We start from the raw sequence: 26989 nt of genomic DNA, 5'->3' as shown, positions 1-26989 counted from the left end.
GCGGTTGCACGACAAGAGGTCAGCATTTGACGTCGTGGGCCGGTCGCTGTCCACTGAGGAGGTACTCGGTCACCTTGTCGTTGGCGCACTTGTTCTTCCCGATCAGGTAGACGCCGTGCCCGCCCTGGTCGACGGTCAGCAGTGCGGCCCGGTCCCCGAACGCGCGGCGCATCGTGCGAGCGCCGGCCAGCGGTGTGGCGGGGTCGCGTTCGTTCTGCACCACGAACACGTTGCGCGGTCCGCGGTCGTTCGGCAGCACCTGCTTCTCCACCGGCTTCGGCCAGAACGCGCACGGCTGGATGTTCGCGGCCGCCGCACCGAACATCGGGTGGCGGACGCGGTCCACGGCGACGTTGCGCTCGTAGGTCCCCACCGACGACGGCCAGTCCGAGTCACCGCAGATCACGTGCAACCGTCCGGCCAGCAGGGCCTGGATGCGCGGGATCTCCGGCACCTCCTGCGGCGGCTGCGGCGAGTTGGTGTCGAACGCCTTCCACGAGGCGGCCATCTTCGCGAACACCTCGTCCCCGGTGCCGTAGAGGGCGACGAACGTCATCAGCCGGAAGCCCTGGCCGTTGATGCCCTCGACGGACGGCTTCGCGTCCAACCGCGCGGCGAGGTCGAAGTACTTGGCGCGCACCTGTTCCGGCGTCGTGCCCAGGCCGTGCTCCGGGTGCGCGGCCGCCCACTTCGCGAAGTCCGGGAACGTGTCCTCCACGCCCCTGCCGAACATGCGGCCGCCCTCGACGTCCCACCCGCCCGCACCGAGGCTGCTGTCGAGCACGACGCGGTCGGAGGACTTCGGGAACAGCGTGGCGTAAACCGCGCCCAGGTACGTGCCGTACGAGTAGCCCAGGAACGACGCCTTCTTCTCACCCAGTGCGGCGCGGACGCGGTCCAGGTCGCGGGCGATGTTCGCGGTTGTGTTGTACGGCAACGCATCCGCGGTCGAGGACTTGAGGCACTGCTGTGCGATCGCCTTCGTCTCCTCGGCCCGCTTCCGCACATCGGCCTGCGTCACGGCGTACGGCGGCACGCTGCCGGGCGCTATCTGCTCCTCGGTCAGGTCGCACGTCGACGGCGAGCTGTAGCCGAGTCCGCGCGGATCCATGCCGATCACGTCGTATGCGTCCTGCACGCTCTGCGGCAGGCCCAATGTCTTGAGCAGGAACGGGAACGTGAGCCCTTCGCTCGGCCCGCCGGGGTTGGTCAGCAGGATGCCACGGCGCTTCTCCGGGTTCTTGCTGGCCAGGCGCGAGATCATCACCTCGGTCTGCCGACCCTCCGGCTTGCGGTGGTCCAGCGGCACCTTGAGCGTTCCGCATTCCACTCCCGGAGCGGCCACATCCGCTGGGCACGCGACCCACTTCACCTCGTTCGCGGGCGCCGCTGATGACACCCCTGGCACCACCAACGCGGCGATGGCAGCCATCGCCAGTGACAACGTTTTTCGCATTGCGATTACCTCCCCGTGTGAACGCCCAGTGGAAACCGTGCCGCTACGGCACGGTCAAGGCGAGGAGGAACGTCGCGACGAAGGTGTACCCCGCGAACCCACTTTCGTCGCAAGCAAAAGGCCCCCGGTCGAGACCGAGGGCCCTTGCCGTCCTAACAGGACTTACAGGAACTGACGACCGCGGGTGACCGCGCCGTAGGCGTCCACGATGCCGTGACCGTAGAAGCCGTTGAACTTCGCGTCACCTTCACAGGTGGCGTCGAACTCGGCCGGGCGACCCTCGTTCGCGTACGAGACCGTGCGCGGGTTCGGGCAAGCCCGCTGGATCGCGGTCTTGTAGAGCACCTTCTCGACCTTGTCCGGGTCGAGGGTGAGGCCGGGGCGGCCCTTGTCCTTCTTGCCGTACTCGCTGACGATCAGCGCGGCGACACCAGCGGCGTGCGGGGCGGCCATCGAGGTGCCCTGCAGGAACTGGTAGTAGCCGACCTTGTCGCCCTGCACGGCCTTCTTCACGCCCGCCGTGACGCCCTTGGGAGTGACGTTGCCGGCCTCGTCGACGTTGCCCTCGACGATGGCGACGTTCTTCGGATAGGTCGACAGGATCATGTTCTCGTTGGTGCGGAACCACGGCGTGCCGAAGCCGTCGCGGAAGTAGCCGCCGGGAGCCGAGATCGCGGTCTGCTCGAGGCCGTAGTTCGAGTAGTCGGCCTTCTTGGTCGACGGGCCCAGAGACGACACCGAGATGACGTGGTTGCCCTCGGTCGGCAGGGTGAGGCAGGTGGCGTTGTCGATCGGACGCGGCCGGTTGTGGTTCGGCGGGTAGTTCGGGCTGACGGTGTCAGTCCGCGGCTTGCCGAGGTCCTCGTGGTTGTTGCCACCGGCACCGATCAGCGTGACGCCCTTGCGGTGCGCGTAGTTCAGTGCGCGCTGCACGGACGCGATGATCGTGCGCTGCTCCAGCTGCTCCTCCGGCGTGGCCGTGGAGTCGTTGATGCAGTTCATGTACCAGGGGTCGACGTAGAACGACATGTTGATCACGTCGAGGCCGATGTCGGCGCCGTAGGTGATGGCGTCGACGACCGGCTGCAGGAAGAACGAGCCGGCGTCCTGGCCACCGCGGATGTTCACCAGCGACACGCCCGGCGCGACACCGGAGATGCCGAAGCCGTTGGCAGCGGCGCCGATGGTGCCGGCGACGTGCGTGCCGTGGCCGCCGTCGTCCCAGTTCGCCGGGTCGACACAACCGCGGAACTCACACGGGCCGTCGAACTCGCCACCGTCGGAGTCGTTCGGGATGTCGACGGTGAAGTTGCGCGACAGCTCGTTGTTGAAGTTCGGCGCGATGTCCGGGTGCGAGCCGTCCACACCCGTGTCGAGAACGCCGACGTACACGCGCTTGTCACCGGCCTGCTTCGCCCGCGCGATGTTCGAGCGGACGAGGTTCAGGCCCCACAGGTCGCCGTCCAGCGGGTCCATGCCCGCCGCCGACTTCGACGCCGCAGGAGCCTTGGCCGGCTGCGACGCCGTGTTCTCCTTCTCGACGTTGTCGCGCTTGGTCTTCTCGGCCTTCGCGGCCGGAGCGTGACCGATCGGCTTGGACCGCGCGGCACCGACGATCTCGCTCGACGCGGAGACCTTCTCCACGAACCCGTTCGCGGGCGCCTTCACGGTCAGGACACCGATCGCCTTGTTGTCCCGGACGACCTCACCGCCCGCCGCGTGCACGGCGTCGATAGCGAAGTCGCGGTTGCCGGGATCCTCCAGCAGGACGGTGTACTCGGTGTCCTGCTGGCCTGCGGAAGAGGCCGGCGCTGCCCCCGCCGCCGAAGTACCCGCTGCGATCAGCGACACCGTTGCCGCCACCGCCATCACGGTTCTGCGCGTTCTCACTCAGCTGTCTCCTCACACCCGGTCAGGGCTGGATCCACAACATGGCGGCCCCCGATTGCCGCCCAAGTCCGACACACTGACACGAAAATTCGCTGCGCATCAGCACCTTTCGTACGGAATCGAACTGTAGCCGATCGGAAGCGGAGCGTAATCAGTGCCCGGAAATCTTGACTTAACAACATTCAAGCGATGAACTCCGCGTTTATGCGAAGACGGGTAATGGCATCGTCGGCGTGCCTGCTCTTTCTCCTCTCTGCCTGCGGTGATGCAGGTCAGGGTGCTCCGACGCTGCCCGCGCGTGGTCCCAAACCAATCGTCGGGGTAATCCTTCCCGACCGAACGACTTCCACGCGCTGGGAAGAACAAGATCGACCGCTGCTCACCCAGGCGTTCAACTACGCGGACATCGAACCGTTCATGGAGAACGCCGAGGGCGACGAGGCGAAGTTCACGCAGATCGCCGACGAGATGATCCGCCGCAAGGTGAAGGTCCTGATGATCACGCCGTTGTCGGCGGCGGGCGGCCTGGCGGTGCACAAGAAGGCGAAGGCCGCCGGCATCCCGGTCATCGACTACGACCGGGTGACGCTCGGTGGCACGGCCGAGTACCACGTGGGCTTCGACAGCGTGAACGTCGGCCAGCTCCAGGCGGACGGTCTGCTGGCGTGCCTCGGTGAGAAGCCCGGCGCCCAGATCATCGAGATCGAGGGCGCGCCGACCGACCACAACGCCACGCTGTTCACGCAGGGCCAGAAGTCGCGGCTGTCGTCCAAGTACGACAGCGGCGCGTTGAGACTCGTGAAGTCGCAGCCGGTCGCGGACTGGAACAACGAGCTCGGCGGCCAGCTGTTCGAGCAGATCCTGAACGGGAACGGCGGCAAGGTCGACGGCGTGGTCGCGGCCAACGACGGCCTGGCCGGCGCGGTCATCGGGGTGCTCAAGAAGAAGAACCTCGCGGGCAAGGTCCCGGTCACCGGCCAGGACGCCACTGTGGACGGTCTGCGGGCCGTGCTGCGGGGCGACCAGTGCGTCACCGTCTACAAGCCGGTGCGCGACGAGGCGGAGGCCGCGGCCAGGCTGGCCATCGCGATCGCTCGCGGCGACCTCGACGGTGCCGATGACCTCGCCACCGGCAACCTGCGGGATCCCGTCGCGCGGCGTGACATCAAGTCGGTGCTGCTCGGGGCGACATTGATCAAGAAGGACAGCGTGCGGACGCTCGTCACGGAAGGCATCGTCAAGCCGCAGGAACTGTGTGCGGGCGACGTTGCCCAGGCCTGCGCTCAGCAGGACATTCTCGGAGGGTGATGCCTGGGGTGCTCGGCCCCGTCACGGCCTGTCGTGATCCGGCAGGTCGTGACGTCCCGAGATGAACTCCTGCACGGCGATCTTCGCCTTGATGATCGGCTGCCGGATCCTGGCCTCGCGCCGGTAGGCCCGCGTGAGCTTGCGCGAGCCCTCCTGGTACCGCCAGCGCGCCCACGGCGAGCCCGGCCGGGCCAGGCGCACGGCCCCCACCGCGGGCACCACCGGCACCAGCAGGCCGAGCAGGCCCGTCCAGATCTTGCCCTTGAGCAGCGCCACGATCGCGAAGCACAGGTTGACCCCGATGGTGATCAGCCTCGCCGTGAACGTGTCGGAGGGCGTCGTGTCCGGGTTGAGCTGCAGCACCTCGTCGTAGCCGAGCGGGCGCGCGCCGAGCAGGAACGTCCCGGTCAGGCCGATGGCGAGGAAGACGGCGTCAACGGACAGCCGGCCGGCCTTCGTCCAGTACACGTCGCGCAGGTGCAGGATCAGCGCGAACTCGTCCAGCACCAGCGCCGCGCCCACGCCGAGGCCCGCCGCGGCCGCGAGCCGGGCGTTGTGCAGGTCGTCGGGGATGACCAGGCTGGTCACGCTGGACAACAGCAGCAGCACGGTGCCGAACACGACGTGATGCACGTGCGTGTCGCCGTGCACGATATTGCGCGGCCACCAGCGCACCTTCGCCCTGATCATCCGCACGCTGATGCGGATGAACACGAACGTGGTCACCAAGCCGATGAAGAAGAAGAGCAGACGCTCGCTGCCGGTCAAGCACAGCCCCCTGGGTCAACGACCCTCCAGGTTACCGGTCGCCGTGGTGGTGGACGTCGCCCTCGACGTTCCCGATCTGGAACAGGGTGCCACGGACTGTGCCTTCGTACTTGTTGACGATGGATTTGCGAGCCCTGCGGTCGCCCTTCGCCCCCTGCTGCGCGGCCACGTCGGCGAGGACCTTCTCGACGAGTGCGGACAGGCCACCGGCCACCTGTGGCGCGATCCCGGCCTTGATCGAGATCGCCGGATGCTCGGGCACGGGCACCTCCGCGTGGTCGTTCGGGGTCTCACGGTAGCAGTGAGATCGGGTGCTCGACTGCGAGCGGGAGGTCGTGGTTGACTGTCCATGGTCGTACGTTTTCGTGTTCGTGTCCCACGCTCGCGGAAGCGAAGTTAGTGAGCGTGTGGTTTCTCCAGGTTCCGGAGAGAACGCTGCTCTCTCAGCTTGACCCGGTGGTCGCGAGCGCGATCCGGCACCTGTTAGAGGAGAAGTAGCAAGATGGCAGTACAGGGCACCGTCAAGTGGTTCAACGCGGAGAAGGGCTTCGGCTTCATCTCCCCTGACAACGGTGGCGCCGACGTGTTCGTCCACTACTCCGAGATCCAGATGAACGGCTACAAGGCTCTCGAGGAGAACCAGCGGGTCGAGTTCGAGATCGGTCAGGGCCAGAAGGGCCCGCAGGCCCAGGGCGTTCGCGCCGTCTGAGTCTGACTGATCAGCACATCTGATCTAGACAAGCCGCCTGTCCACTATCGGACAAGCGGCTTTGTCGTATCTTGTGCGTGTTTGATCGCGATCAGTAGCTTCGCGGTATGGGGAGACTGTTCGTAGCGGCGGTGTTGCTCTTCGTGGCCGGATGCTCCGGCGGCTCGGACGCGGTGCCAGGTGGCAGCAAGATCGACGCGCTGCTGGCCAAAGCCCCCGTCTACGCAGGTCAAGTGAACCCCGGCTCGGCCGTCGACCGCATCAAGAAACGCGGCAAGCTGCTCATCGGCGGCTCCCAGGACGCCCCGCTGCTCTCCCAGCTCGACCCGATCAGCGGCGAGCTCACCGGCTTCGACGCCTACCTCGGCAAGCTGCTGGCGCGCTACCTCGTCGGCAAGCCCGAGACCGAGCTGCTCAGCGCCACCTCGGAGACGCGCGAACCGTTGCTGGCCAACGGCACCGTCGACGTGATCATCCAGACCTACACGATCACGCCGGCGCGTCAGGAGCGCGTGGCGTTCGCCGGCCCGTACTACCAGTCGGGTCAGGCCATCGCCGTTCGCAAGGGCACGTCGGGTATCACCAAACCCGCTGACCTGGCCGGAAAAACCGTGATCGTCGGCGCGAACACGCCGGGCGTGAAGGCCGTGCGAGACGCCGCCCCCACGGCGAAGATCGTCGAGTTCGGCTCGGATCCCGAGTGCCTGACGGCGTTGAAGCAGGGCCGTGGCGAGGCGTACGTGCAGGACCAGGCGATCCTGGTGGCCGACGCGTCGAAGGACGGCGAGTTGCAGCTGGTCGGCGAGCCGTTCACCGAGGACCCGTACGGCATCGGGATCAAGCACGGTGACGCGGAGTTCCAGCAGGTCGTCAACGACTGGCTGCGCGAGATCGGCAAGTCCGGGCTGTGGCAGGACGTCTGGAAGCAGACGATCGGCACGGTGGTCACCGGCGACGCGCCGGCGCCACCCGCGATCGCCTCATGAGCCTGGTCCTCGAAGGCTTTCTGAACACCGTTGCCCTGACCTTGTTGTCGTTCGCCGGCGCGCTGGTCGTCGGACTCGTCGTCGCGGTCCTGCGGATCGTGCCGGTGCCGCTGCTGCGTGGCGTCGGCGCGGTCTACGTCGAGGTGTGGCGGAACATCCCGTTGCTCGCATGGCTGGTGCTCTTCGTGTTCGGGCTGCCGGAGGTGGGCGTGCGCATGCCGTTGTTCTGGACGGCTTTCACGGCGATCGCGCTGTACGAGGCGGCTTTCGTGGCGGAGGCGCTGCGGTCGGGCGTCAACTCGGTGGCGGCCGGGCAAGGTGAGGCCGCACGGGCGTTGGGGCTGTCGTTCCGGCAGTCGTTGCGGCACGTGATCCTGCCGCAGGCATCCAGGCGCGTTGTGCAGCCGTTGGCGAACATTGCGATCGCGTTGACCATGGCCACCGCACTGGCCGGTGTCGTCGGCGTCGTGGACATGACCCGTGCGGCGCAACGGATCAACCTGGAGCTCGCGCAGCCGTTGCTGGTCTTCACCGGCGTCGGGCTCTGTTATCTGGTGATGGCCGCCGGGATCGGGTTCGGGGCGCGGGTGCTGGAACGGCGGCTGGGCTGATGTTCGACGCTCCCGGACCTCGTTTTCGCCGCCGGGTCTTCTGGGTCTCGGTGGTGTCCGCTTTCGTGCTGGCCGGCCTGGTCGCGTTGGGGTTGCGGCAGTTCGCGTCCGGCGGTGAGCTGGACGCGGTTCGGTGGCGGCCGTATCTGACCTGGCCCGTGTGGCGTTATCTGCTCGGAGGCCTGTGGTCGACGGTGGTGGCGGCGTTCGCGACGGGGGTGCTGGCGATGGCGGGTGGGTTGCTGCTCGCGTTGCGGCCCAACCGGTTCACGCGCGCCTACGCCGAGGTCATGCGCACGGTCCCGGTGCTGCTGCTCGTGTACGTGATGCTGTTCGTGCTGCCGTCGTTCGGAGTGAACCTGCCGCTGTTCTGGAAGCTCGTGGTGCCGCTGGCGTTGTCGCACGCGGCTTCCTACGCGGTGATCTTCCGGGCGGGCGTGGACTCGGTCGACGGTGGGCAGCGCGAGGCCGGGCTGTCGCTGGGCATGCCGGACGGGGTGGTGACGCGGTTCGTGGTGCTGCCACAGGCCGTGCGGCACATGACGCCGTTGCTCGTGACCCAGGCTGTCAGTCTGTTGAAGGACACCTCGCTGGGATATGTCGTGTCCTACACGGAGTTGTTGTTCAACGGGCGGGTGCTCGCGAACTACAACGGTCTGCTGATCCAGACCTTCATCGTCGTGGCGTTCATCTACCTGGTGGTCAACCTGGCGCTGTCCAGGCTGGCCCACCGACTGGAGGCCGGTCGTGCCCGCACTGCTCGCTGAGGTCACCCGGAACGGTTTCGTGGAGAGCCTGCACCACGGCAGCGTGGTCGGGCTGCTGCCGTCCGGCGAGGTCGGCGTTTCCGTTGGGGCCGTGACAGATCCGGTGCTGCCGCGGTCGTGCATGAAGCCGTTCCAGGCGCTGGCGTGCCTGGCCGCGGGGGCGCCGCTCGCCGGTCCCGCGCTGGCGATCGCGGCCGGGTCGCACACGGGTGAGAACCGGCACGTCGAACTGGTGATGCAGCTGCTCGGCGGGTTGCCGGTGGGGTTGTTGCGGTGCCCGGCTTCCTGGCCTGAGGACGAGGAGACACGTCAACGGTTGACGGAACCGTCGCGCGTGCGGATGAACTGCTCTGGCAAGCACGCGGCGATGCTGGCGGCGTGCGTGGCGGCGCGGTGGCCGACGCAGACCTATTTGGAGCCTACGCATCCGTTGCAGCAGTTGGTGTTGCGGACGATGGAGGATCTTGCCGGCGAGACCGTCGCGCACACGGCGGTCGACGGCTGTGGTGCGCCCGTGTACGCGTTGTCGTTGCACGGCTTGGCGCGCGCGATGCAAGGCCTCGTGCGCACACCCGTTGCCGACGCGATGCGCAAGTTCCCCGAGTACGTCGGCGGAACCGGGCACGTGAACACCGTGGTCATGCAGGTGCTGCCTGGCGTGGTGGCCAAGGGCGGTGCGGAAGGTGTGCTGGTGCTGGCGACGGCGGCCGGGCACGCGGTCGCGGTGAAGGTGCTCGACGGAAATCCTCGTGCCACCACGGCGATCGGGCTCACGGCGTTGGCGGCGCTGGGGTTCGACGTGTCACCGGCCAAGGAGCACCTGTCCGTGCCGGTGCTCGGCGGTGGGCAGGTCGTCGGCGAGGTGCGGGTCGTCTTTCAGTAGGGGCCCGCGTACTCGTCCGGGGCGTTGAGCAGGCCGAGCTGCTGCATGACCGTCGTGGTGTCGCCGTAGACCCGTTCGCAGAGCAGGACATCCTTCTCGAACAGGAAGAAAGCCACCATTCTCACTTTGAAGGACTTGTTCGTCGGCTCCTCACCGAGGAGGCTGCCCAGATGCGTTCCCGACAGTTCGAACTCGACGACCACCGCGTCATCGGCGTGGTGGACCTCGATGACCTTGTTGCGCTGGTCCGGGAACGTCGCGCGGGTGCGCTGCCAGTACGCACGCACCTCGTCCACCCCGTCCAGGACCTGGCCGGACGCCATGATCTCGTACCGCGGGTGCGGGAACGCGTTCAGGGAGGTGTCGAAGTCGAAGTCGTTCTGGCATTCCATGTGCTCCAGGACGATCGCCTCGCGCAGCGCTCTGAGCGCCTTGGACTCGGTCATGCCGGCCGACCCTCCTACGTACGCCGTACGTCGCAGGGAAGCTACTCCACGTCCTGTGGTCTACGCCAGTGTCCGCGTCACGTGAACCGTTGACCCGCGACCGCATCGTGGATGCGGCCGTGCGGTTGATCGAACGTGAGGGCGTGGAGGCCGTGTCGATGCGGCGCCTCGCCGCGGAGCTCGGCGCGGGCACGATGTCGCTGTACAACCACGTGCCGAACAAGGCCGTGCTGGTGGATCTCGCGGCCGAGCAGATCATGTCGGAAGCCCGGCCGTACCACGTCGACAGCGACGACTGGCGTGATCACATCAGGGCGCACGCACGTGCGGTGCGCGAGCTGGCACTGCAGCATCCCCGCGCGTTCGTGATGCTCGCGACGCGACGGCTGAGCAGTCAGGCCGGGTTCACGACCATCGAGGCCGCGCTGCGGAACATCGAGCGGGCCGGGTTCCGGGGCAAGATCGCCGTCGGGATGATGCGGGCGATGGTGTCCTACCTGCTGGGCACGTTGATGAGGGAGGTCGCGACGTCGCCTGAGCTCGGCGGGATCGCCCTGTCGCCCTACGAAGACGTTGACGTCGAAGCGTTTCCGCTGTCCGCCGAGGTGATCGACGAACTGGGCACCTACGACCACGACCACGAGTTCGAGTTCGGGCTCGAACTCATGATCGCGGCGTTGGAGCGCTACCAGGAGCCGGACTAACAGGTGATCTTCAGGTCTGCCCAGTTCGCGTGGTCGTAGGACTTGCCGTTGCCGCCGTCGGTGACGACCAACCGGACGACGGTCGCGCCGGACACGTTGGCCTCCAACGCCTTCGCGGCGTCGGTGCCGGTGACCGGGCCGCTGTCGTAGACCTTCTGGTTGTCGCCCCAGACCTGGTAGGTGACGAGGCTCAGCGGGTTGACCTTGTTGTCCTGGATGCCGATCGTGGCGGTCAGCTTCGAGCACGCGCCGCCGGCGTAGTACTCGACGTGGGCCGGGGCGTGGGTGCCGAGGCCCTTGGTGAAGACCTTGCCGCGGATGGTGATCGGGCCGCCGTCACCCTGTTTGGCTTCACCGTTGGTGGTGTCGACCTCGACCGGGCCGTGACCGTTGGCTGACCGCAACCACTTCAGGTCGCTGACGAAGAGGTCGCCCTTGGGTTTTGCGCCGGGTACCAGTGCCTCGGTGGAGTACTGCCTGGTCACCGGGTTGTTCTCGTGCGGGCTGTGGAAGGTGAAACTCGCGTTGACGGGGAAGCGGCCTTCCTCGGCGTCCGGTGGGACGGTCACCTGCCACGTGGTCTTGAAGCTCTTCTCACCCGGCAGGATCGCCTTGAAGGTCTTCGTCGTGGCTTTCGCGGTCCAGCCCGGCGGGACCTGGAGGGTGGCCTGGACCAGGGCGATCGGCAGGCGGCCGGTGTTGCTCACCGACGTCGTGTAGGTGACGGACTTGCCGGGCTGCACGATCGGCAGCGCGCCGGGGTAGAGGACCTCGCCGTCCGCGGCCGTGGTGATGGCGGGCGGGTAGCGGTACCAGTCGGTGGCGGCGCTGACGCGGAACATGGCGCTGCCGTGCGGCGGGAGTGCCGCGCTGATCTCGTTGGCGGAGTGCGTGGTGGTCTTGGTCCAGAGGTCGCGGACCTTGTAGCCGCCGGCTTTCGTGAGCCCGAGCTCTGCGGCCGTCACGGACATGTTGGCGGCGCTGTCGTTCTCGTTGAACAGCAGCACGGCCTTGTCGCCGTTGCTGAGCGGCTTGACGAGCACGTACATGCCGCCCTGGTCGCGGATCGGCTTGGCCTGGACGCCGAGCTCGTCCTGGTTGACGGCGATGACCTCGCGGTTGTTGAGGATGTCGAAGGTCTGCGGGGTGACCTTGCGCAGGTCCGAACCGATCAGCAGGGGAGCGGCCATGATCGCCCAGAGGCTGAAGTGGCTGCGGTACTCGAGGTCCGTCATGCCGCCGTTGCCGACCTCGAGCATGTCCGGGTCGTTCCAGTGGCCGGGGCCCGCGTACTCGTGCAGCACCATGTTGCGCTTGGCGATCGACACCATGGAGTTCCAGTTGTCGCTGATGTCGCCGGTCGTGCGCCACAGGTGGCCGACGTCCTTCGCCCACTCCCACGGCTTGTTCTGGCCCCACTCGCAGAGGCTGAACACGATCTTGCGGCCGGTGGCGTTCAGGGCGTCGCGCATCTTGGTGTAGCGCAGCTTCGCGTCCACGCCCTGGTTGTTGCAGTTGTCGTACTTGAGGTAGTCGACGCCCCAGCTCGCGAACAGCTTGGCGTCCTGCTCCTCGTGGTTCAGGCCGCCGGGGAAACCGTTGTCGCGGTTGCACGTCTTGGTGCCCGCGGATGTGTAGATGCCGAACTTCAAGCCCTTGCTGTGCACGTAGTCGGCGACAGCCTTGATGCCGTTGGGGAAGCGGACCGGGTGGGGGACGAGGTCGCCTTCTGCGTTGCGTTCGGGGAGGGCCCAGCAGTCGTCGATGTTGACGTACTCGTAACCGGAGTCCTTCAAGCCCTTGCTCATGAAGATGTCGGCGATGCCCTTGACCATCTCTTCGTTGAAGTCGTTGCGGCAGTGCGTGGTGTTCCAGTTGTTGAAGCCCATCGGCGGTGTCAGGGCGAGTTCGGGCTTTTGTGCCTGCGCCTGAGGTGCGATGAGGGTGCCGGCGGCGATGAGGGCCGCTACTGCGGCTGTGCGCCATCTGCGGAGATCCACTTGCACGCGCTCCTATCTGCGGAGAGCGGCGGCGGACCTTATGAAAACGTTTGTGGAACGGATGCGTCAAGGGGGCGAAGCAGGTCGCTTCGCCCCCTTCGGGTGTTTACGGGCGCATCTCGTACCGGCCGGAGAGCGCGACGACCTGCTGCCAGACGGCGTCGAAGCGGGCCTGGTCGACGTGCGGCTTGCGGATCTGGCCGAGCGCCCACTGCTGCTGCGCCTCGGTGCTGCTGGGCTTGCCGTGCAGTGCGGTCGCGTAGCCGGCGAAGTCGCGGACCAGGACGTCGAAGATCTGGTCGAGCACGGAGTCGTCGGTCTTGGTGATCTTGGCCTGCTCCAGGACCAGCTGGCCGTAGACGACCAGGGTGAAGAGGTGGCCGAGGTTCAGCAGGAAGTCGAGGTCCTTCTGCTGTTCCGCGTCCGGTGCTGCCGTGGTCAGCAGGGTCTTGATGGCCTTGGCCTGCTCGTGGAACAGGGCGACGTTGGGCAGGTGGGCGTGCTCGGTGTAGATCGGCTCCCAGTCGTGGAACTGGATCTTGCCGAGGCCGCGTGCGGGGCCCTGGTGCCAGAAGAAGTCGTCGTCCTTGGGCTCGTGGACGGAGCCGACCTCGTCGTACTGCTTCGGGTTGAAGAGGTAGTTCGGCATGAACTTCAGCACCAGGGCCAGGTTGACGTGCACGGTGCCTTCGAGCTTGGGCAGCGCGCGGATGTCGGCGGTGGCGCGGGTGAAGTAGGTGTCCTTCTCGAAGCCCTTGGCCGCGATGACGTCCCAGAGCAGGTCGATGACGTTCTCGCCCTCGCTCGTGACCTTCATCTTGGTGATGGGGTTGAAGAGCAGGTAGCGGCGGTCGTTCTCGTTGGCACTTCGGAAGTAGTCGACGCTGCGGTCCGCGAAGAGCTTCATCGCGACGAGGCGTGCGTAGGCGTCGACGAAGTTCTGGCGGACGTGCGGGAAGTCCGTGACCGGGTTGCCGTAGAGGATCCGGTTGTGCGCGTGGGTGATCGCCTCGTAGAAGGAGTGCTCGCTGATGCCGATGCTGGCGGTGCAGAGGTTGAACTTGCCGACGTTGACGGTGTTCAGGGCCGCGCTGAACGCGTCTTGTCCGCGGTGGAGGATGTCTGCTTCGGTCAGCGGGTAGTCGTCGAGGCGGAACTCGCTGACGAACATCTGGCTGTCGACGACGTTCTTGATGAGCTTGAAGTTCTCGTGCTGGCTGTCGACGGCGAAGAAGACGTAGTCCTCGCCCTCCCTGCCGAAGACGCTGACCATGCCGGCGACGTTGCCGTTGCCGATGTAGTACTTGCTGCCGTTTGCCCTGAAGGAAATGTTTCCGGAGCCGTCCTCGGTCCTGGTGAGGATCATGTCGGTGCTGTAGACGTCCGCGCCGTGCTCCTTCTCGGAGAGGCCGAACGCGAAGACCGCGCCGCTGTCGAGGAGCGCTGCTGCCTTCTTCTTGGCTTCCTCGTTGCCGCTCATCCAGATGGGGCCGAGGCCGAGCACCGTGACCTGCCAGGCGTACCAGTACTGCAGCCCGTAGAAGCCGAGCACCTCGCTGAAGGCGGCGTTGCGGGCGGCGTCCCAGCGCTTGGTGCCGTCGACGCTCGCCGGCGTGCAGAAGGTGGCGAAGAGCTTCTCCTGCTTCACGAAGTCCAGGAACTCGGCGTACCAGACCTTGTCCTGCGCGTCGGCGATCAGCTGCCGCTTGCCGCGGGCCTCGAACCAGTCGATCGTCGCCCTGAGCAGGCGGCGGGTCTCGTCGTCGAGGTGGGTGGGGTCGTAGTGGTTCGGGTCGAGCAGCACTGGCGCCTCCTTCATGTCGTTTCGGACGCTACCAGTGAGTAACTTGCCGGTCTACGTGGGGTTTCCTGCGCAGTCGGAAATTGTCGGACCCCAGGCGTAACGTGCTCCGCATCACACCTTGGGAGGTTGGATGCGATGACGGTGGTACTGGCGATCGGGACGCGCAAAGGGCTCTGGCTCGCCCGCAGCGACGATCGGGTCACGTGGCAGGTCGACGGTCCGCACCACGCGATGCAGGAGGTGTACGCCGTCGCCTTCGACACTCGTGCTGACGTGCGTTTGTTGGCCGGCGTCGCCTCCCCGCACTTCGGCCCAGGTGTGTCCATTTCGGACGATCTCGGTGCCACGTGGGAGGAGTCCTCCTCGCCTCCGATCTCGTTCCCGGTGGACGACGCGGCACTGGAACGCGTGTGGCAGCTGCAACCGGCCCCGGCGTCGCAGCCGGGCGTGGTCTGGGCGGGCACCCAGCCGTCGGCGCTGTTCAAGTCCACCGATGGCGGCCGCTCCTTCGAGTTCGTCGAGGGCCTCTGGAACCACCCGCACCGCCCGGAGTGGGACGCGGGCTTCGGCGGCCAGGCGATCCACACGATCGTGCCCGACCCGTCCGACCCCGACCGCGTCCTGGTGGCCATGTCGACCGGCGGCGTCTACCGCACGGCCGACGGCGGCAAGTCCTGGGAGGCTCGCAACAAGGGCATCAAGGCGTACTTCCTCCCGGACCCGTGGCCGGAGTTCGGCCAGTGCGTCCACAAGGTGGCCCAGCACCCCGCCGAGCCGTCGCGCTTCTACGCCCAGAACCACCACGGCGTCTACCGCAGCGACGACGGCGGCGACTCCTGGCAGTCCATCGCCGAGGGCCTGCCCACCGACTTCGGCTTCGCCATGGTCGTCCACCCGCACGACCCGGACACGATCTTCACGTTCCCGATCGAGGCAGACGGCCGCCGCTTCCCACCGGAGGGCAAGTGCCGCGTCTACCGCTCCCGCGACGCAGGGGGTTCCTGGGAGGCTCTGGGCAACGGCCTGCCGGACAACTTCTGGACCGCAGTGATGCGCGACGCGATGTGCACCGACACCGCTGAGGTTCCAGGCGTCTACTTCGGCTCCCGCTCAGGCGAGGTCTACGCCAGCCCCGACGCAGGCGAAACCTGGCACCAGGTGGCCGCCCACCTGCCAGACGTGATGTCGGTCCGGGCAGCGGTGATCCCGACGTGAAGGTGACGGTCCTGATCCCAGGAGTCCTCCGCACAGCCACCAACGGCGCCTCCCACCTGGACGTGGACGTCCCAGAGCCGGCCACCCTCGGCGCGGCCCTGGACGTCCTGGCCGACACCTACCCAAGCCTCGACCGCCGCCTACGCGACGAACGCGCCGCCTTACGCCGCTACGTGAACTTCTACGTCAACGGCGAGGAGTGCCGCCGCCTCTCGGGCCCGGCCACCCCACTGCCGGCAGGCGCCGAAATCCAGATCCTGCCCTCGGTGGCAGGAGGCTGAGGGCCGAGCCGGGTTGCGCCGCGCGTCCGGCTCGCCTGCGCCGGACCGCTGGTTTGCCCGCCGTTGCCGGTGTGACGCGCCCCGGCTTGCCCCGCCATCGCCGAGCCGCGCGCACCCCGGCCCGCCTCGCTATCGCTGGTGCGGCCCACGGCTTGCCCTGTCATCGCCGATGCCGCGCACCCCGGCTGGCCTGCTCTCGAAGACAAGGCGCCAACCCCGTTGGTCGGCACCACCGACAAGTCCATCCGCCTAGCACTCCCGATGCGTCCACCCGACAGCCCAGCACCCCGACCGCACGGCAACACCGGGGTCACCCACCCACCAGCCAGCACCACCCCGGCAGGTCCAATCCCGTCGGTCCAATCCCGTCGGTCCATCCTCCGAGGCCTCGGGCGTCCCAGCTGTCGTCGACTACGTGGCCAGGAAGTCGGCGATCGCCTGGCGGAAGAACTCGGGGTCGTCCAGCCACGGGTAGTGCCCCGCGCCGGGCTGCACCACGACGCTCGCCCGCCCGAACAGCTTCGCGGCCTCGCGCGCGGCCGCGGGGGACGGGAACGCGTCGACCTCACCGGCCAGCAGCAACACCGGCACGTCCAGCGCGGCCAACTCGGTGGACGAGGCGACCGGCGCCCCGGCCGCGTAGTACGCGGTAGCCCCGCCGGGCAGCCGAGTCGCGTCGGCAGCGCGCGCGTGCTCCCGCGCCGCGTCATCCCAACGCGCGTAGAAGAAAGGAGTCACCGCTGCCCAGTCAGCAGACGCGGTACTTCCGCCCAGCACAGCCTCGAGCGAGTCCTTCACCGCGGGGAACCAGTCCTCGGACGTCCGGGACTCGGCTGTGGCCCGCAGCTGAGCCAGGTCGGGTCCGAAACCCAACGACCGCAGGCTGGGCGTCACCAGCACCAGCCGGCGCACGTGCGACGGGTACCGCAGTGCGTACCGGATCGCGATGGCCGCACCGGCCGAGTGCGCCAGCACGTCCACCGGTTCGAAGCCGGCGTGAGCGCGATAAGCCTCGACGTCGTCGACGTGCAGATCGAACCGCAGATCCGAAGCATCTGCCGGGCCGGACCTGCCGGTGCCGCGCAGGTGCAGCAGGTGCAACCGAGCCGGGATGCCGCCGAGTTCGCCCAGGTACGACGGAGCGAGCAGCGGACCTCCCGGCACCACGAGCAGTGGTGCGCCGGCGCCGATTTCATCGTGAGCGAGCAGACCCATGAGAACGATCATCACATCGCGCGACCCGGAACTAGCTAGCAACCAGCGAAGTCGTCCAGGAGGCCCGAGGCCACCTCGACGTCCGGGCTGAGCTGCCGGTCCGACATGTCCGGATTGAGCTTCGACTCCGCCATCTCGAACGCGGCCAGCAACGCTGGGGTTTCCGGGCGCACCCCGCGCAACCGCAACGCGCGCACTGCGGCGACGATCTCGCACGCCAGCACGAGTCGGAACGCGCCCAGCGAGCGCAGGGCCTGCGACGCGGACTGGAACGCGAAGCTCGAGTTCTCCTCCTGCCCGCGCGACACCACCGCGTTGCCGATGCTCGCGGGCTCGGCGAGGGTGCGGACCTCGGCCAGCGCGGAGTTGGCGCTGTACTCGAGGATCATCACGCCCGAGCTGCCGCGCACGCCCTCGGCCAGGAACGGGCGCAGGCCCGTGAAGTTCGGCTCGACCAGGGTGGCGAGGCGCGCAGTCGACAGGTGGCCGGTGTGCAGCATCGACAGGCGCAGGCGGTCCAGCGCCTGGCCGAGGTACCCGCTGTGGAAGGCGCCGTGGTGATAGGCGGCGTCGTCTTCTGGGCCGAACTGGTCGGCGACGATCAGCGGGTTTTCGGCGGCGGCGTTGAACTCCACGTCCAGAACGCGGCCGAGATCGGTGGCGGCGTCCACGGCCGGGCCGTGGATCTGCGGGAAGCAGCGGTAGCCGAACGGGTCCTGGATGCGGGCCGGCGGGCGGGACGGTTCGGCCAGCAGGCGGCGCATCTCCGCGGCCACCGCCACCTGGCCTGGGTGCGGGCGGCCGAGGTGGACGCGTTCGTCGTAGGCCTCGACGGCTCCGTCCACCGCGAGGAACGACAGCGCGGCCACCACGTGGGTGGCCTTCAGCAGCTGGTGAGCGTCCTGCCAGGCGAGGCCCGCCATGCCGATGGTCAGGGCGTTGCTGCTGATCAACGCCAGCGCGTCGCCCGAGTCGAGCTCGATCGGGTCCGGGGTCTGGGTGGAGCCGAGCCAGTAGCGCTCGCCCAGCAACGTGAGTCCGGTTTCGGCCAGCGCGGTGAGGTCGCCGGTGCCGATGGCGCCGTACTCGTGCACGCCGGGGTAGCAGCTGCTGTTCAGCGCGGCCAGCAGCGCGTCGGCCACGGATCTGCGCACGCCGGCACCGCCTGCCAGGAGCTGGTTGAGGCGCACGACCATCATGGCGCGGACCTGTTCCTCGGGGAGCATGCCGCCGAGGCCGCCCGCGTGGCTGCGCAGCAGGCGCAGGCCGTGTTCGGCCCAGCCTTCGGTGCTGACGATCTGGTCGCGGTTCGCGCCGACGCCGGTGGTGCGGCCGTAGACCTGTCGTCGCACCACGAGGCGCTGGCTGGCGCGCCACGACGCTTCGAGGCGCTCGAGGCCGTCGGCGTGCAGGGCGACGGGGGCGTGGTACCGCGCGACGCGCACCACTTCGTCGGCGCCGAGCGACCGGCCGTCCAGCACGACAGGGGAGTCTTCGACCATGGCGCCAATGTGAACACATAGGGTTCAAAGGTGCTCGTACTGCATGGCCTGTGCACGACCGACGGCGTCCTCGCGCTGTGGGCGGAGGACGCCGAGCTGCCCGCACGCAGCGAGAGCACCCGGCGGGACGCGCCGCACCCGTTCGCGGCGACGGCCGAGACGTTGGCCGCCGTGCTCGAACAAGAGACGATCAAAGCAACCACGCGGATGTTGCTGCTGCCGTCGTTCTCATCAGGGCCGATGGCGTCGCCTGAGCTGGTGCGCGACCCGTTGACGGCGGGACGGGCGCAGCGCGGCAAGGTGCAGCTGCGGCAGTGGGGTGTGCCCACGATCCGCCTGACCACGAAGCCGGATCCCGCCGCCGAAGTGCGGCTCAGCGACTCCGCGCGGTTCGTGTTCGACGTCGCCGGGTTCGCCACCGACCTCGTCGATCGGGGACGTGTGCTGCCGTCGGTCGCGCCGGACCAGGCCGTCGCGCGGTGGGTGCCGGTGTTGTCGGGCACCGACTCGGCGCGGTTCGCGGCGTTGCAGACCGCGATGCCGCCGGCCTGCCGGTGCGAGGAGATCGTCAGCGACCCGGCCGAACTGGTCCGCGCGGCGCTCACCACCGCGGTCGACGAGCAGGTCAGAAGCCGGTTGACCGGCACAAGCCTCGCACCGAAGCATCGCGGCCGGGTGACGACAGCCGAGGCGTGGCTCGCCGCGCTCACCGGGGAGCCGGCGTTCGACGCCGACCCGGTCGAGCTGTACGAGCTGCGCGAACAGCTGGAGCGGTGGCGCACCAGCGCGGGCAACGAGAGCCCGGTGCGCACGTGCTTCCGGCTGCGCTCGCCCGAGCAGCGCGACGAGGACGAGTGGGCGATCGAGTTCCTGCTGCAGGCCGTCGACGAGCCGAGCGTCCTGGTGCCCGCACATCAGGTGTGGTTCGCGGACGACGGCGTGCTGCGGCGCTGGATTCCGGCACCGCAGGAGCACCTGCTGGCCGACCTCGGCCGGGCGAGCAGGCTGCACCCCGACCTCGACGAGGCGTTGCGCGGCTCGCACCCGGCCGAGCTGGAGGTCGACGCGGAGGGCGCGTACCGGTTCCTGACCGCGACTCCCGTGCTGGCACAGGCCGGGTTCGGCGTGCTGCTGCCGTCGTGGTGGCAGCAGACGACGAGGCTGGGCCTGAAGCTCACCACGAAGAGCCGCGGCACGGCCGGTACCGTCGCCAAGGAGAGCGAGATCGGCTTGAAGTCCATTGTGGACTACAAGTGGGAGCTCGCTCTCGGCGAGGACACGCTCACCGACGCCGAACTGGCCGAGCTGGCGAGGGCGAAGGTGCCGCTGGTGAAGGTGCGCGGCCAATGGGTGCAGGTCGACCAGAAACGGCTCGCCGCCGGGCTCGCGTTCCTCAAACGCGGCGGCGGCCAGATGACCGCGGCCGAGGTCATGCTCCACAGTGGACTCAGCGCTGCCGACGAAAGCCTCCCGCTCCCGCTGACGACCGTCGAGGCCGACGGCTGGCTCGGGGACCTGTTGTCCGGCAAGGCGGACGAGCAGCTCGAACCCGTCGAGCCGCCAGACGGCTTCGGCGCGCGACTGCGCCCGTACCAGCAGCGCGGCCTCGCCTGGCTCGCGTTCCTCGACAAGATCGGCCTGGGTGCCTGCCTCGCCGACGACATGGGCCTCGGCAAGACCGTTCAGCTGCTCGCGCTCGAAGCGCTGAACCGCGCGCACGGCAAGCGGCCTCCGACGCTGCTGATCTGCCCGATGTCGGTGGTCGGCAACTGGCAACGCGAAGCCGCGCGGTTCACCCCGGAGCTCTCGGTGCACGTGCACCACGGCGCGGACCGGCTGGACGGCGACGCACTGCGCGAGGCCGTGGAGAGCCACGACCTGGTGCTCACCACGTACGCGCTGGCCGGCCGCGACGCCGACGCGCTGGGCGACCTGACCTGGGACCGCGTGGTGCTCGACGAGGCGCAGAACATCAAGAACAGCGCCACCCGCCAGTCGCAGGCCGTGCGCCAGCTCAAGGCACGCCACCGCGTCGCGCTGACCGGTACGCCCGTCGAGAACCGGCTGGCCGAGCTGTGGTCGATCATGGACTTCGCGAACCCCGGCGTGCTCGGCACGATCAACACGTTCCGCGCCCGCTTCGCCGTCCCGGTCGAGCGCCACAACGACCAGGACGCCGCCGCCCGCCTGCGCAAGATCACGAACCCGTTCGTGCTGCGCCGCGTGAAGACCGATCCGCGCATCATCAGCGACCTGCCGGACAAGGTCGAGATGCGCCAGCTGTGCAACCTCACGACCGAACAGGCCTCGCTATACCAGGCCGTCGTCAACGACATGCTGGAAAAGATCGAAGAAGCGGAAGGCATCGGGCGCAAGGGTTTGGTGCTCGCGACGATGTCCAAGCTCAAGCAGGTCTGCAACCACCCCGCGCACTTCCTCGGCGACGGTTCGCGCGTCGCCGGCCGCTCCGGCAAGCTCGCGCGTCTGGAGGAAGTACTGGAGGAAGTGCTCGCCGAGGGCGACAAGGCGTTGTGCTTCACGCAGTTCACCGAGTTCGGCAGCATGCTCGTGCCGTACCTGGCCGCGCGGTTCGACACCGAGGTGATGTTCCTGCACGGCGGCACCAACAAGGCGTCCCGCGACCGCATGGTCGAGCGCTTCCAGGACTCGCGTGGACCGTCCCTCTTCCTGTTGTCCTTGAAGGCAGGCGGCACCGGCCTCAACCTCACCGCCGCCAACCACGTGATCCACCTCGACCGCTGGTGGAACCCCGCGGTCGAGGACCAGGCGACCGACCGCGCGTTCCGCATCGGCCAGCGCCGCAACGTGCAGGTGCGCAAGTTCGTCTGCATCGGCACGCTGGAAGAGCGCATCGACACCATGATCGAAGAGAAGCGCGCACTGGCCCAGCTCGTCGTCGGCGCGGGCGAGAACTGGCTCACCGAGCTGTCGACGTCCCAGCTGCGCGACCTGCTGACGCTCTCCGGGGAGGCCATCGGTGAGTGAGCACTGGTCCGGCGAACGCCCCCGCTACGGCAAGACCATCAAGGTGGACAACGGCATCAAGGCGCGCAGCAAGCGCGGCGACATCGGTGCCACCTGGTGGTCGCGTCGCTTCATCGAGGTGCTCGAGTCGTTCGGCATGGGCGGCCGCCTGACCCGCGGCCGCAACTACGCGCGCCAGGGCCAGGTGCTGTCCCTTTCCTTGTCCACCAGCATGGTCATCGCGCTGGTGCAGGGCTCGCGGCCCACCCCGTACAAGGCGCGCATCGCCATCAAGTCGTTCACCACGCCGGAGTGGCAGCGCATCGAACACGCCCTGGCCGGCAAAGCCCTGTACGCGGCCAAGTTGCTGGCCGGCGAGATGCCGGCGGACATCGAGACCCTGTTCGCTTCCCTTGGCCTGCAGCTCTTCCCGGCCTCCTCTCGTGAGCTGACGATGGACTGCACCTGCCCGGACTGGGAAGTGCCGTGCAAGCACCTCGCCGCCACCTGTTACCTGCTCGCCGAGTCGTTCGACAACGACCCGTTCGAGATCCTCGCCTGGCGCGGCCGCAGCCGTGAGGACCTGCTGGAACGCCTTCGCACGCTGCGCGGCACCACGCACGCCCGTGTCGCCCGCGAGGAAGCGCCGCCGCTGACCCGGTGCCTGGACACGTTCTGGCAGCGGCAGACCGCTTCCTCGCTGAACCTCGGCGATCCCACCGCTGCGGTGCGCGTGGACGCGGTGCTCGACCAGCTCGACGCCGTGCCGATCACCGTGCGCGGCGAGAACGTCGTCGATCTGCTGCGCCCGGCCTACCTCGCGTTGCGGCCTCCGTCCGAGTAAGGCCGTGCGGACTGTTGGGGGCGGTTTTCTTTGCCGGAGCGGACCGCGGGACCGTTGGGGGCGCCGCGGGCCGTTCAGAGGCCACTTCCTTTGCAGACAGGCGGTACCTCCGGCTCCCAGGCCGAGCCGGTGGAGTCGTGTCGCAGCGAGACGAGGGTTGGCCGCGCTCGAGACGGCCGTGGACCCGTTGGGAGCGCTGCGGACCGCGCGCGTGGAGCGGCGGTGGGCAGTGCGGCGAGGGGCCGTGGCCTGGGTGGGTGAGGTGTCGTTTTCGTGTGCAGGCAAGCCGGGTGCGCGACTCGCGATCCGCAGCCGTGGCGCCTGGCGAGCAGCTGGGCCCGTGCCGGTAGGGCGCGTCGCAGCGGCGGACCGGGGCTGGTCGCAGTGGGGAGGGCCGTGGACCCGTTGGGTGCGCTGCGGGCCGCGCGCCTGGAGCGGCGGGACGGCAGCGCGGCGAGGGTCCGCGGCCTGGTGGGCGGGGTGAGGACGTGGGCGGCGCGGGGCCGCCCTTGCCCGGTTGGCGGTCAGCGGGGGAGTTTGGACCTGGAGCGGTTGGCCAGGATGGACACGCCCGCACCGGCCAGGCCCACCTGGAGGGCCAGCTCGATCCAGTCGATGCCCGGGGTGTCGGCCACGCCCAGGACGGTGGCGACCGCGGTGCCCAGGAGGGCCGCGACTATGCCCACCAGGACGGTGGCCAGGAGTGAGACGTGTTGCCTGCCTGGGATCACCAGGCGGCCCAGACCGCCGATGATGGCTCCGAAGAGCAGCGCGGTGAACAAGCCGCCGATTTCCACTGTTACCCCCTGAGACTCATGCGCTCGTGGTTCCAGCGTCCGCCGGGCCGGGCCTGGGCGAATCAGGTCTTTCCCTGAGTGGTCCCTGACATCGACCCCAGCAGGGTGGCGGCTGTCGGGGAGAGCTCACGGCCCGGGACGTCCGGATCGCAGCCGACGCGCGGCAGGCGGGCCCTGATGGCGGTGGGGGAGCGTTGCATGTCGTCGGCGATGGACCTGATCAGCGCCGGCGCCGGGGCGTCGGTCGGGGTCAGCCAGGTGGTGCGGAGGGTTTCGTCGAGGGGGTCGGTCCAGGGCTGGTTGGCGTTGGCGAAGCGGGACGGGCGGCCCCGCAGGCGCGTGTGGGCGCTGAGGACGCGGGTCAGCAGCTTGCCGACCGTGGCGCCGCCCTCGACCGGTAGTCGAAGGCGGCCGTCCGCGATCACCTCGCCCGAGTCGAGCGATCCCAGCAGGTCCAGCACCAGGGACTCGGTGGAGTCCGTCGTCGCGCTCAGCCGGTAGTTGACCTCGCCGAGCTTGATCTCGTTGTGGTAGGTGGATGTCATGGGGTCGACGTTAGGGAGGGGGTCTGACGGTTTTTCGCCGGTGTTGCCCTTCAGATGCGGTTGTGAAGGAGGAGTTCACTCGAAGGGGTGGGGGTCAGGTTCGTCGCCTTCGAGGAGAACACCACGGAGCGGCCGTCGGCGGAGATGGTCGGCGCCAGCGAGAAGTTGTTGCCCTGCCTGCCAAAGCGCTCGCTCAAGCGCGTCACGGAACCTGAAGACAGGTCCTTCAGGAACACGTCGTCGACGTTGTTGGTGTCGCGGCGCACCAGGTTCGACGCCAGCGACGAGAACACGACGAAGCGGCCGTCCGCGCTCACAGCCGGTTGATACGGCTGTGCGTCCGACACCGTCCCGTCAGCGCGCGTGTTCACGCGCGTGATCGAACCAGAGCGCCTGTCCTTCATGAAGATGTCCGGCGTGTCCTCGGTGTCACCAGGCACCAGGTTGTCGCCCCACGCCACAAAAAACACGCGCGAACCATCAGGAGTGATGGCGGGCATCAACGTATAAGAAGAAGTCTGCGCACCAGAGGCGGACACGTTGACCCGTTCCACCGCACCGGAAACGACGTCCTTCACGAACATGTCCACGCTGCCGTTCGTGTCGTCCGGCACGAGGTTCGTTGCGGCGGAAGGGAAAACGACCAACCGGCCGTCGGCGCTCATCGCGAGGCCGTGGTGCACCACCTTGTCACCCTCCGCACCGGAGGCCGACGTGCTGATCCGCGTCACGACGCCGGACACCCGATCGGTCAGGAACACGTCCGCCACGCCGTTGGTGTCCCCCTCCACCAACGTCGACGCCTCGGACCGGAACGCCACATACCGCCCGTCAGCGCTCAACACCGGGCTGCCGAACGCCGGACCGTTGCCGCCACTAACGCGCTCAACCCGGCCCGTACGCATGTCGGTCACGAACACGTCGTCAGCACCATTGGTGTCACCGGCGACCAGATTCGTGGCTGACGACACGAAGGCGACGAACCGACCGTCTGCGCTCAACGCCGGTGGATCGAACGAAGGCCCGTCACCGCCACGCGACGCCGACCGCACCAGACCCGTGCGCAGGTCCTTCACGAAGACGTCCGAGACGCCGTTGCGGTCGCCAGGAACGAGGTTCGACGCGAGAGAGGGAAACGCGACATAACGCCCATCAGCGCTGATGACCGGTGTCGTGGAGTCACCGTTGCCGCGCGTCAGCGGTCTGAGCAGCGAGAAGGACGCGGAAGCAGACGACGAGAAGGCCACCGTGAGCACCACAGCGACAGCAAGAGACCGAATGAACAAGGACGTGCACCACCCAAGGTCGCGGGGCGGCGGCGCCAGCTTAACCCGAAGTCACGGTCTTCCGACCGGTACCGATGTCCGCGACGTTCGCAGCCGCCCGCCCGGCACCCCACCCGGCCGCCGACCGCACCGTCACGCGCGAGGTCCGCGTCTGCGTGAACATCTGGTCGAACAACGTGTCCACGGCCTGCTTGCGATCGGCCAACACCGGCAGCAGCCGTTCGTCCGCGACCTCCGGGACGTCCTCCAAGGCGGCCAGCCGCTCCCCGATCCGCGTGGCATAGGACACCAGGAACGCCTTCCGGAACGGCCGCGACCGCGCCTCACTGCCCTTCCCGGCGCTGCCACCGACCGCGACCATCGCCCGCGTCGCCTGCACCAGCAGCGACGTCGACAGCAGCTCCACGCTCTCCAAGTCCACCTCGTCACCCACCAGCGCGACGAAGCCGAACCCGTCGTACGCGACCGCGCGCGAGCGGAAGGCACGCGACACCACGTGGACGAGCTGCGACTTCTCCTTGAAGTAGCTCTTGTCCAGCCACATCCGCCGTGACGTCGCCAACGCCGGCAGGTCCGCGTCGAGCATCGCCCGTTCCAGCGCGTGCCGGTTCATCAGCTCCTGCGCCTTGCCCGACAACGCCTCGGCTTCCTCCGGGAACGACGTCGACTCGGCCTTCGCGAGCAGCGCGCGCACCCGGTTGAGCACCTTCGGGTCGAGGCCCGCGCGCACGGCCGACATCAACCTGTCGCCCGGCAACGGCAGGATGAGGGGCAACGCGGGCAACCGGCGGAGGAACGTCAACAGCCGTGACTCCGTACGAGACGCGTAGGACGCCGTCTCGATGTGACGCGTGGCCCACGCCTCCAACAACGGGCCTTCCCACCACACGGAGGCGCCGATCTCGTCCAGCTGACGCTGCCATCGCGGATGCACGGTCGACGAGGCATGCGGCGAACAGGACAAAGCGATCGCGTCCACCACGAGAGAGGTGGCCGATTCGTCGAGCGAACGCGACACGATCTCGCGAACGTCGTACGGCAGCCAGCCTCGTTGCCACGCGGCGTCGACCGCCTGAACCAGTTCCACACGGGCCAGTATGAGACGTCCGCCATGTGCCAAGGTCGGGGACCACCTGGTAGACACAGGTTGTGATCGAGCTCCAGTTCCGCGGCCGGACCGTCGTCCGCGACCACGCGCTGGTGATGGCGATCATCAACCGCACCCCGGACTCGTTCTACGACAAGGGCGCCACCTACGCCGAGGACGTCGCGATGGAGGCCGTCCACCGCGTCGTCGAGGAGGGCGCGGACATCGTCGACATCGGCGGCGTCAAGGCCGGCCCCGGCGACCGAGTCGACTCCGACGAAGAAGTGCGCCGCGTCGTGCCGTTCATCGCCCGTGTGCGCGAGGCCTACCCGGATCTCATCATCAGCAGCGACACCTGGCGCGCGGACGTCGGCAGGCTCGCCTGCGAGGCCGGCGCGGACCTGCTCAACGACACCTGGGCGGGCGCGGACCCGCAGTTGGCCGAGGTCGCGGCCGAGTACGGTGCCGGCTACGTCTGTTCGCACACGGGCGGTGTGAAGCCCCGAACGCGTCCGCATAGGGTTACGTACCCAGACCTCATCAAGGACGTCATCACGGAGACGACCGCGCACGCCGAGAGAGTGGTTGCGCTCGGTGTGCCGCGCAAGAGCGTGCTGATCGACCCCACACACGACTTCGGCAAGAACACATGGCACAGCCTCGCGCTGGTGCGGCACACGGACGAGCTGGTGGCGACCGGGTGGCCGGTGCTGATGGCGTTGTCCAACAAGGACTTCGTCGGGGAGACCCTCGGCGTAGAACTGCACGAGCGCGTCGAGGGCACCCTCGTCGCGACTGCGATCGCGGCGGTGGCGGGCGCCGCGGTTTTCCGCGCGCATGAAGTGGCGCGGACCAGACGAGTACTCGAGTCCGTCGCTCGACTGTGAGCTGGAGGTATGA

Annotated in this window: 25 protein-coding genes; 12 read left to right on the top strand and 13 right to left on the bottom strand. The window is 68.2% G+C overall.

Annotation, left to right across the window (positions count from 1 at the left end; all coding sequences use genetic code 11):
• Positions 1-19 precede the first annotated feature (19 nt).
• Together DI276_RS19085 and DI276_RS19080 are read right to left on the bottom strand one after the other, a co-directional pair.
• On the bottom strand, positions 20-1456 hold the full coding sequence (locus tag DI276_RS19085; RefSeq protein ID WP_112265241.1) for an alpha/beta hydrolase: 1437 nt from the start codon (positions 1454-1456) through the stop codon (positions 20-22).
• A gap of 162 nt (positions 1457-1618) precedes the next feature.
• A complete protein-coding gene (locus tag DI276_RS19080; RefSeq protein ID WP_112265239.1) occupies positions 1619-3325 on the bottom strand; it encodes a S8 family serine peptidase in 1707 nt (568 codons plus the stop codon).
• A 210-nt stretch (positions 3326-3535) separates the two neighbouring features.
• On the opposite strand from DI276_RS19080, the gene DI276_RS19075 reads away from it, so the two are divergent.
• Positions 3536-4654 (top strand): sugar ABC transporter substrate-binding protein, encoded by a 1119-nt coding sequence (locus tag DI276_RS19075; RefSeq protein WP_332874701.1) that lies wholly within the window; start codon positions 3536-3538, stop codon positions 4652-4654.
• A gap of 21 nt (positions 4655-4675) precedes the next feature.
• Here DI276_RS19075 and DI276_RS19070 read toward each other — a convergent pair whose 3' ends face one another.
• Both DI276_RS19070 and DI276_RS19065 read right to left on the bottom strand, forming a co-directional pair.
• Entirely contained in the window at positions 4676-5422 is a 747-nt protein-coding gene (locus DI276_RS19070; RefSeq protein ID WP_232836755.1) for a hypothetical protein, read from the bottom strand.
• Positions 5423-5453: 31 nt separating this feature from the next.
• Entirely contained in the window at positions 5454-5684 is a 231-nt protein-coding gene (locus DI276_RS19065) for a hypothetical protein (protein ID WP_157984803.1), read from the bottom strand.
• Between the two features lie 240 nt (positions 5685-5924).
• Between DI276_RS19065 and DI276_RS19060 the strand changes: the two genes are divergently transcribed.
• From DI276_RS19060 to DI276_RS19040, 5 genes are all read left to right on the top strand, one after another.
• Entirely contained in the window at positions 5925-6131 is a 207-nt protein-coding gene (locus tag DI276_RS19060) for a cold-shock protein (protein ID WP_030468404.1), read from the top strand.
• A 107-nt stretch (positions 6132-6238) separates the two neighbouring features.
• The gene (locus tag DI276_RS19055) at positions 6239-7117 is read left to right on the top strand and encodes a glutamate ABC transporter substrate-binding protein (RefSeq protein ID WP_112265231.1); all 879 of its coding nucleotides are present in this window, start codon (positions 6239-6241) and stop codon (positions 7115-7117) included.
• Entirely contained in the window at positions 7114-7728 is a 615-nt protein-coding gene (locus DI276_RS19050; RefSeq protein WP_112265229.1) for an amino acid ABC transporter permease, read from the top strand. The genes DI276_RS19055 and DI276_RS19050 overlap by 4 nt, the downstream gene beginning before the upstream one ends.
• Complete coding sequence (locus tag DI276_RS19045; RefSeq protein ID WP_112265227.1) at positions 7728-8495, top strand: amino acid ABC transporter permease; 768 nt, start codon at positions 7728-7730, stop codon at positions 8493-8495. The genes DI276_RS19050 and DI276_RS19045 overlap by 1 nt, the downstream gene beginning before the upstream one ends.
• The gene (locus DI276_RS19040; protein WP_112265225.1) at positions 8476-9378 is read left to right on the top strand and encodes an asparaginase; all 903 of its coding nucleotides are present in this window, start codon (positions 8476-8478) and stop codon (positions 9376-9378) included. Before DI276_RS19045 ends, DI276_RS19040 begins: the two co-directional genes overlap by 20 nt.
• Here DI276_RS19040 and DI276_RS19035 read toward each other — a convergent pair.
• Entirely contained in the window at positions 9372-9824 is a 453-nt protein-coding gene (locus tag DI276_RS19035) for an ester cyclase (protein ID WP_112265223.1), read from the bottom strand. The genes DI276_RS19040 and DI276_RS19035 overlap by 7 nt on opposite strands.
• A 68-nt stretch (positions 9825-9892) precedes the next feature.
• Here DI276_RS19035 and DI276_RS19030 point away from each other — a divergent pair, with 68 nt between their 5' ends.
• Complete coding sequence (locus DI276_RS19030; RefSeq protein WP_112265221.1) at positions 9893-10528, top strand: TetR/AcrR family transcriptional regulator C-terminal domain-containing protein; 636 nt, start codon at positions 9893-9895, stop codon at positions 10526-10528.
• Here DI276_RS19030 and DI276_RS19025 read toward each other — a convergent pair.
• Together DI276_RS19025 and DI276_RS19020 are read right to left on the bottom strand one after the other, a co-directional pair.
• Positions 10525-12528, bottom strand: coding sequence for an NPCBM/NEW2 domain-containing protein (locus DI276_RS19025; RefSeq protein WP_198680746.1), 2004 nt, complete (start codon positions 12526-12528; stop codon positions 10525-10527). The genes DI276_RS19030 and DI276_RS19025 overlap by 4 nt on opposite strands.
• A 106-nt stretch (positions 12529-12634) precedes the next feature.
• Positions 12635-14347 carry an acyl-CoA dehydrogenase family protein gene (locus DI276_RS19020; RefSeq protein WP_112265216.1) on the bottom strand — a complete coding sequence of 571 codons (1713 nt, stop codon included), beginning with the start codon at positions 14345-14347 and terminating at the stop codon, positions 12635-12637.
• Positions 14348-14467: 120 nt separating this feature from the next.
• Between DI276_RS19020 and DI276_RS19015 the strand changes: the two genes are divergently transcribed.
• Positions 14468-15547, top strand: coding sequence for a WD40/YVTN/BNR-like repeat-containing protein (locus DI276_RS19015; RefSeq protein WP_112265214.1), 1080 nt, complete (start codon positions 14468-14470; stop codon positions 15545-15547).
• Positions 15544-15828, top strand: a complete 285-nt coding sequence (locus DI276_RS19010) for a MoaD/ThiS family protein (RefSeq protein ID WP_112265212.1) — start codon at positions 15544-15546, stop codon at positions 15826-15828. Before DI276_RS19015 ends, DI276_RS19010 begins: the two co-directional genes overlap by 4 nt.
• A gap of 411 nt (positions 15829-16239) precedes the next feature.
• Here DI276_RS19010 and DI276_RS19005 read toward each other — a convergent pair whose 3' ends face one another.
• Together DI276_RS19005 and DI276_RS19000 are read right to left on the bottom strand one after the other, a co-directional pair.
• The gene (locus tag DI276_RS19005) at positions 16240-17043 is read right to left on the bottom strand and encodes an alpha/beta fold hydrolase (protein ID WP_198680745.1); all 804 of its coding nucleotides are present in this window, start codon (positions 17041-17043) and stop codon (positions 16240-16242) included.
• A gap of 35 nt (positions 17044-17078) precedes the next feature.
• Entirely contained in the window at positions 17079-18545 is a 1467-nt protein-coding gene (locus tag DI276_RS19000; protein ID WP_112265208.1) for an aromatic amino acid ammonia-lyase, read from the bottom strand.
• Between the two features lie 30 nt (positions 18546-18575).
• Here DI276_RS19000 and DI276_RS18995 point away from each other — a divergent pair, with 30 nt between their 5' ends.
• Positions 18576-21551: a DEAD/DEAH box helicase gene (locus DI276_RS18995; protein ID WP_112265206.1), complete on the top strand. Its 2976-nt coding sequence runs from the start codon at positions 18576-18578 to the stop codon at positions 21549-21551.
• Complete coding sequence (locus DI276_RS18990; protein WP_112265204.1) at positions 21544-22374, top strand: SWIM zinc finger family protein; 831 nt, start codon at positions 21544-21546, stop codon at positions 22372-22374. Before DI276_RS18995 ends, DI276_RS18990 begins: the two co-directional genes overlap by 8 nt.
• 524 nt (positions 22375-22898) lie before the next feature.
• Here the strand turns inward: DI276_RS18990 and DI276_RS18985 are convergent.
• The 4 genes from DI276_RS18985 to DI276_RS18970 all read right to left on the bottom strand — a co-directional run bounded on the left by DI276_RS18985 (position 22899) and on the right by DI276_RS18970 (position 26089).
• Positions 22899-23171 carry a GlsB/YeaQ/YmgE family stress response membrane protein gene (locus tag DI276_RS18985; RefSeq protein ID WP_112265202.1) on the bottom strand — a complete coding sequence of 91 codons (273 nt, stop codon included), beginning with the start codon at positions 23169-23171 and terminating at the stop codon, positions 22899-22901.
• 62 nt (positions 23172-23233) lie between these two features.
• Complete coding sequence (locus DI276_RS18980) at positions 23234-23716, bottom strand: hypothetical protein (protein WP_112265200.1); 483 nt, start codon at positions 23714-23716, stop codon at positions 23234-23236.
• A 50-nt stretch (positions 23717-23766) separates the two neighbouring features.
• Positions 23767-24972 (bottom strand): TolB family protein, encoded by a 1206-nt coding sequence (locus DI276_RS18975; protein ID WP_198680744.1) that lies wholly within the window; start codon positions 24970-24972, stop codon positions 23767-23769.
• Positions 24973-25042: 70 nt separating this feature from the next.
• On the bottom strand, positions 25043-26089 hold the full coding sequence (locus DI276_RS18970) for a DUF2786 domain-containing protein (protein WP_112265196.1): 1047 nt from the start codon (positions 26087-26089) through the stop codon (positions 25043-25045).
• A 62-nt stretch (positions 26090-26151) separates the two neighbouring features.
• On the opposite strand from DI276_RS18970, the gene folP reads away from it, so the two are divergent.
• The gene (gene folP / locus DI276_RS18965; RefSeq protein WP_112265194.1) at positions 26152-26976 is read left to right on the top strand and encodes a dihydropteroate synthase; all 825 of its coding nucleotides are present in this window, start codon (positions 26152-26154) and stop codon (positions 26974-26976) included.
• Positions 26977-26989 lie beyond the last annotated feature (13 nt).

Source organism: Lentzea terrae, assembly GCF_003265345.1.
Taxonomy (GTDB): Bacteria; Actinomycetota; Actinomycetes; order Mycobacteriales; family Pseudonocardiaceae; genus Lentzea; species Lentzea terrae.
The sequence above is the reverse complement of the archived record's forward strand: the minus strand, read 5'-3'. Positions and strand labels throughout refer to the sequence as shown.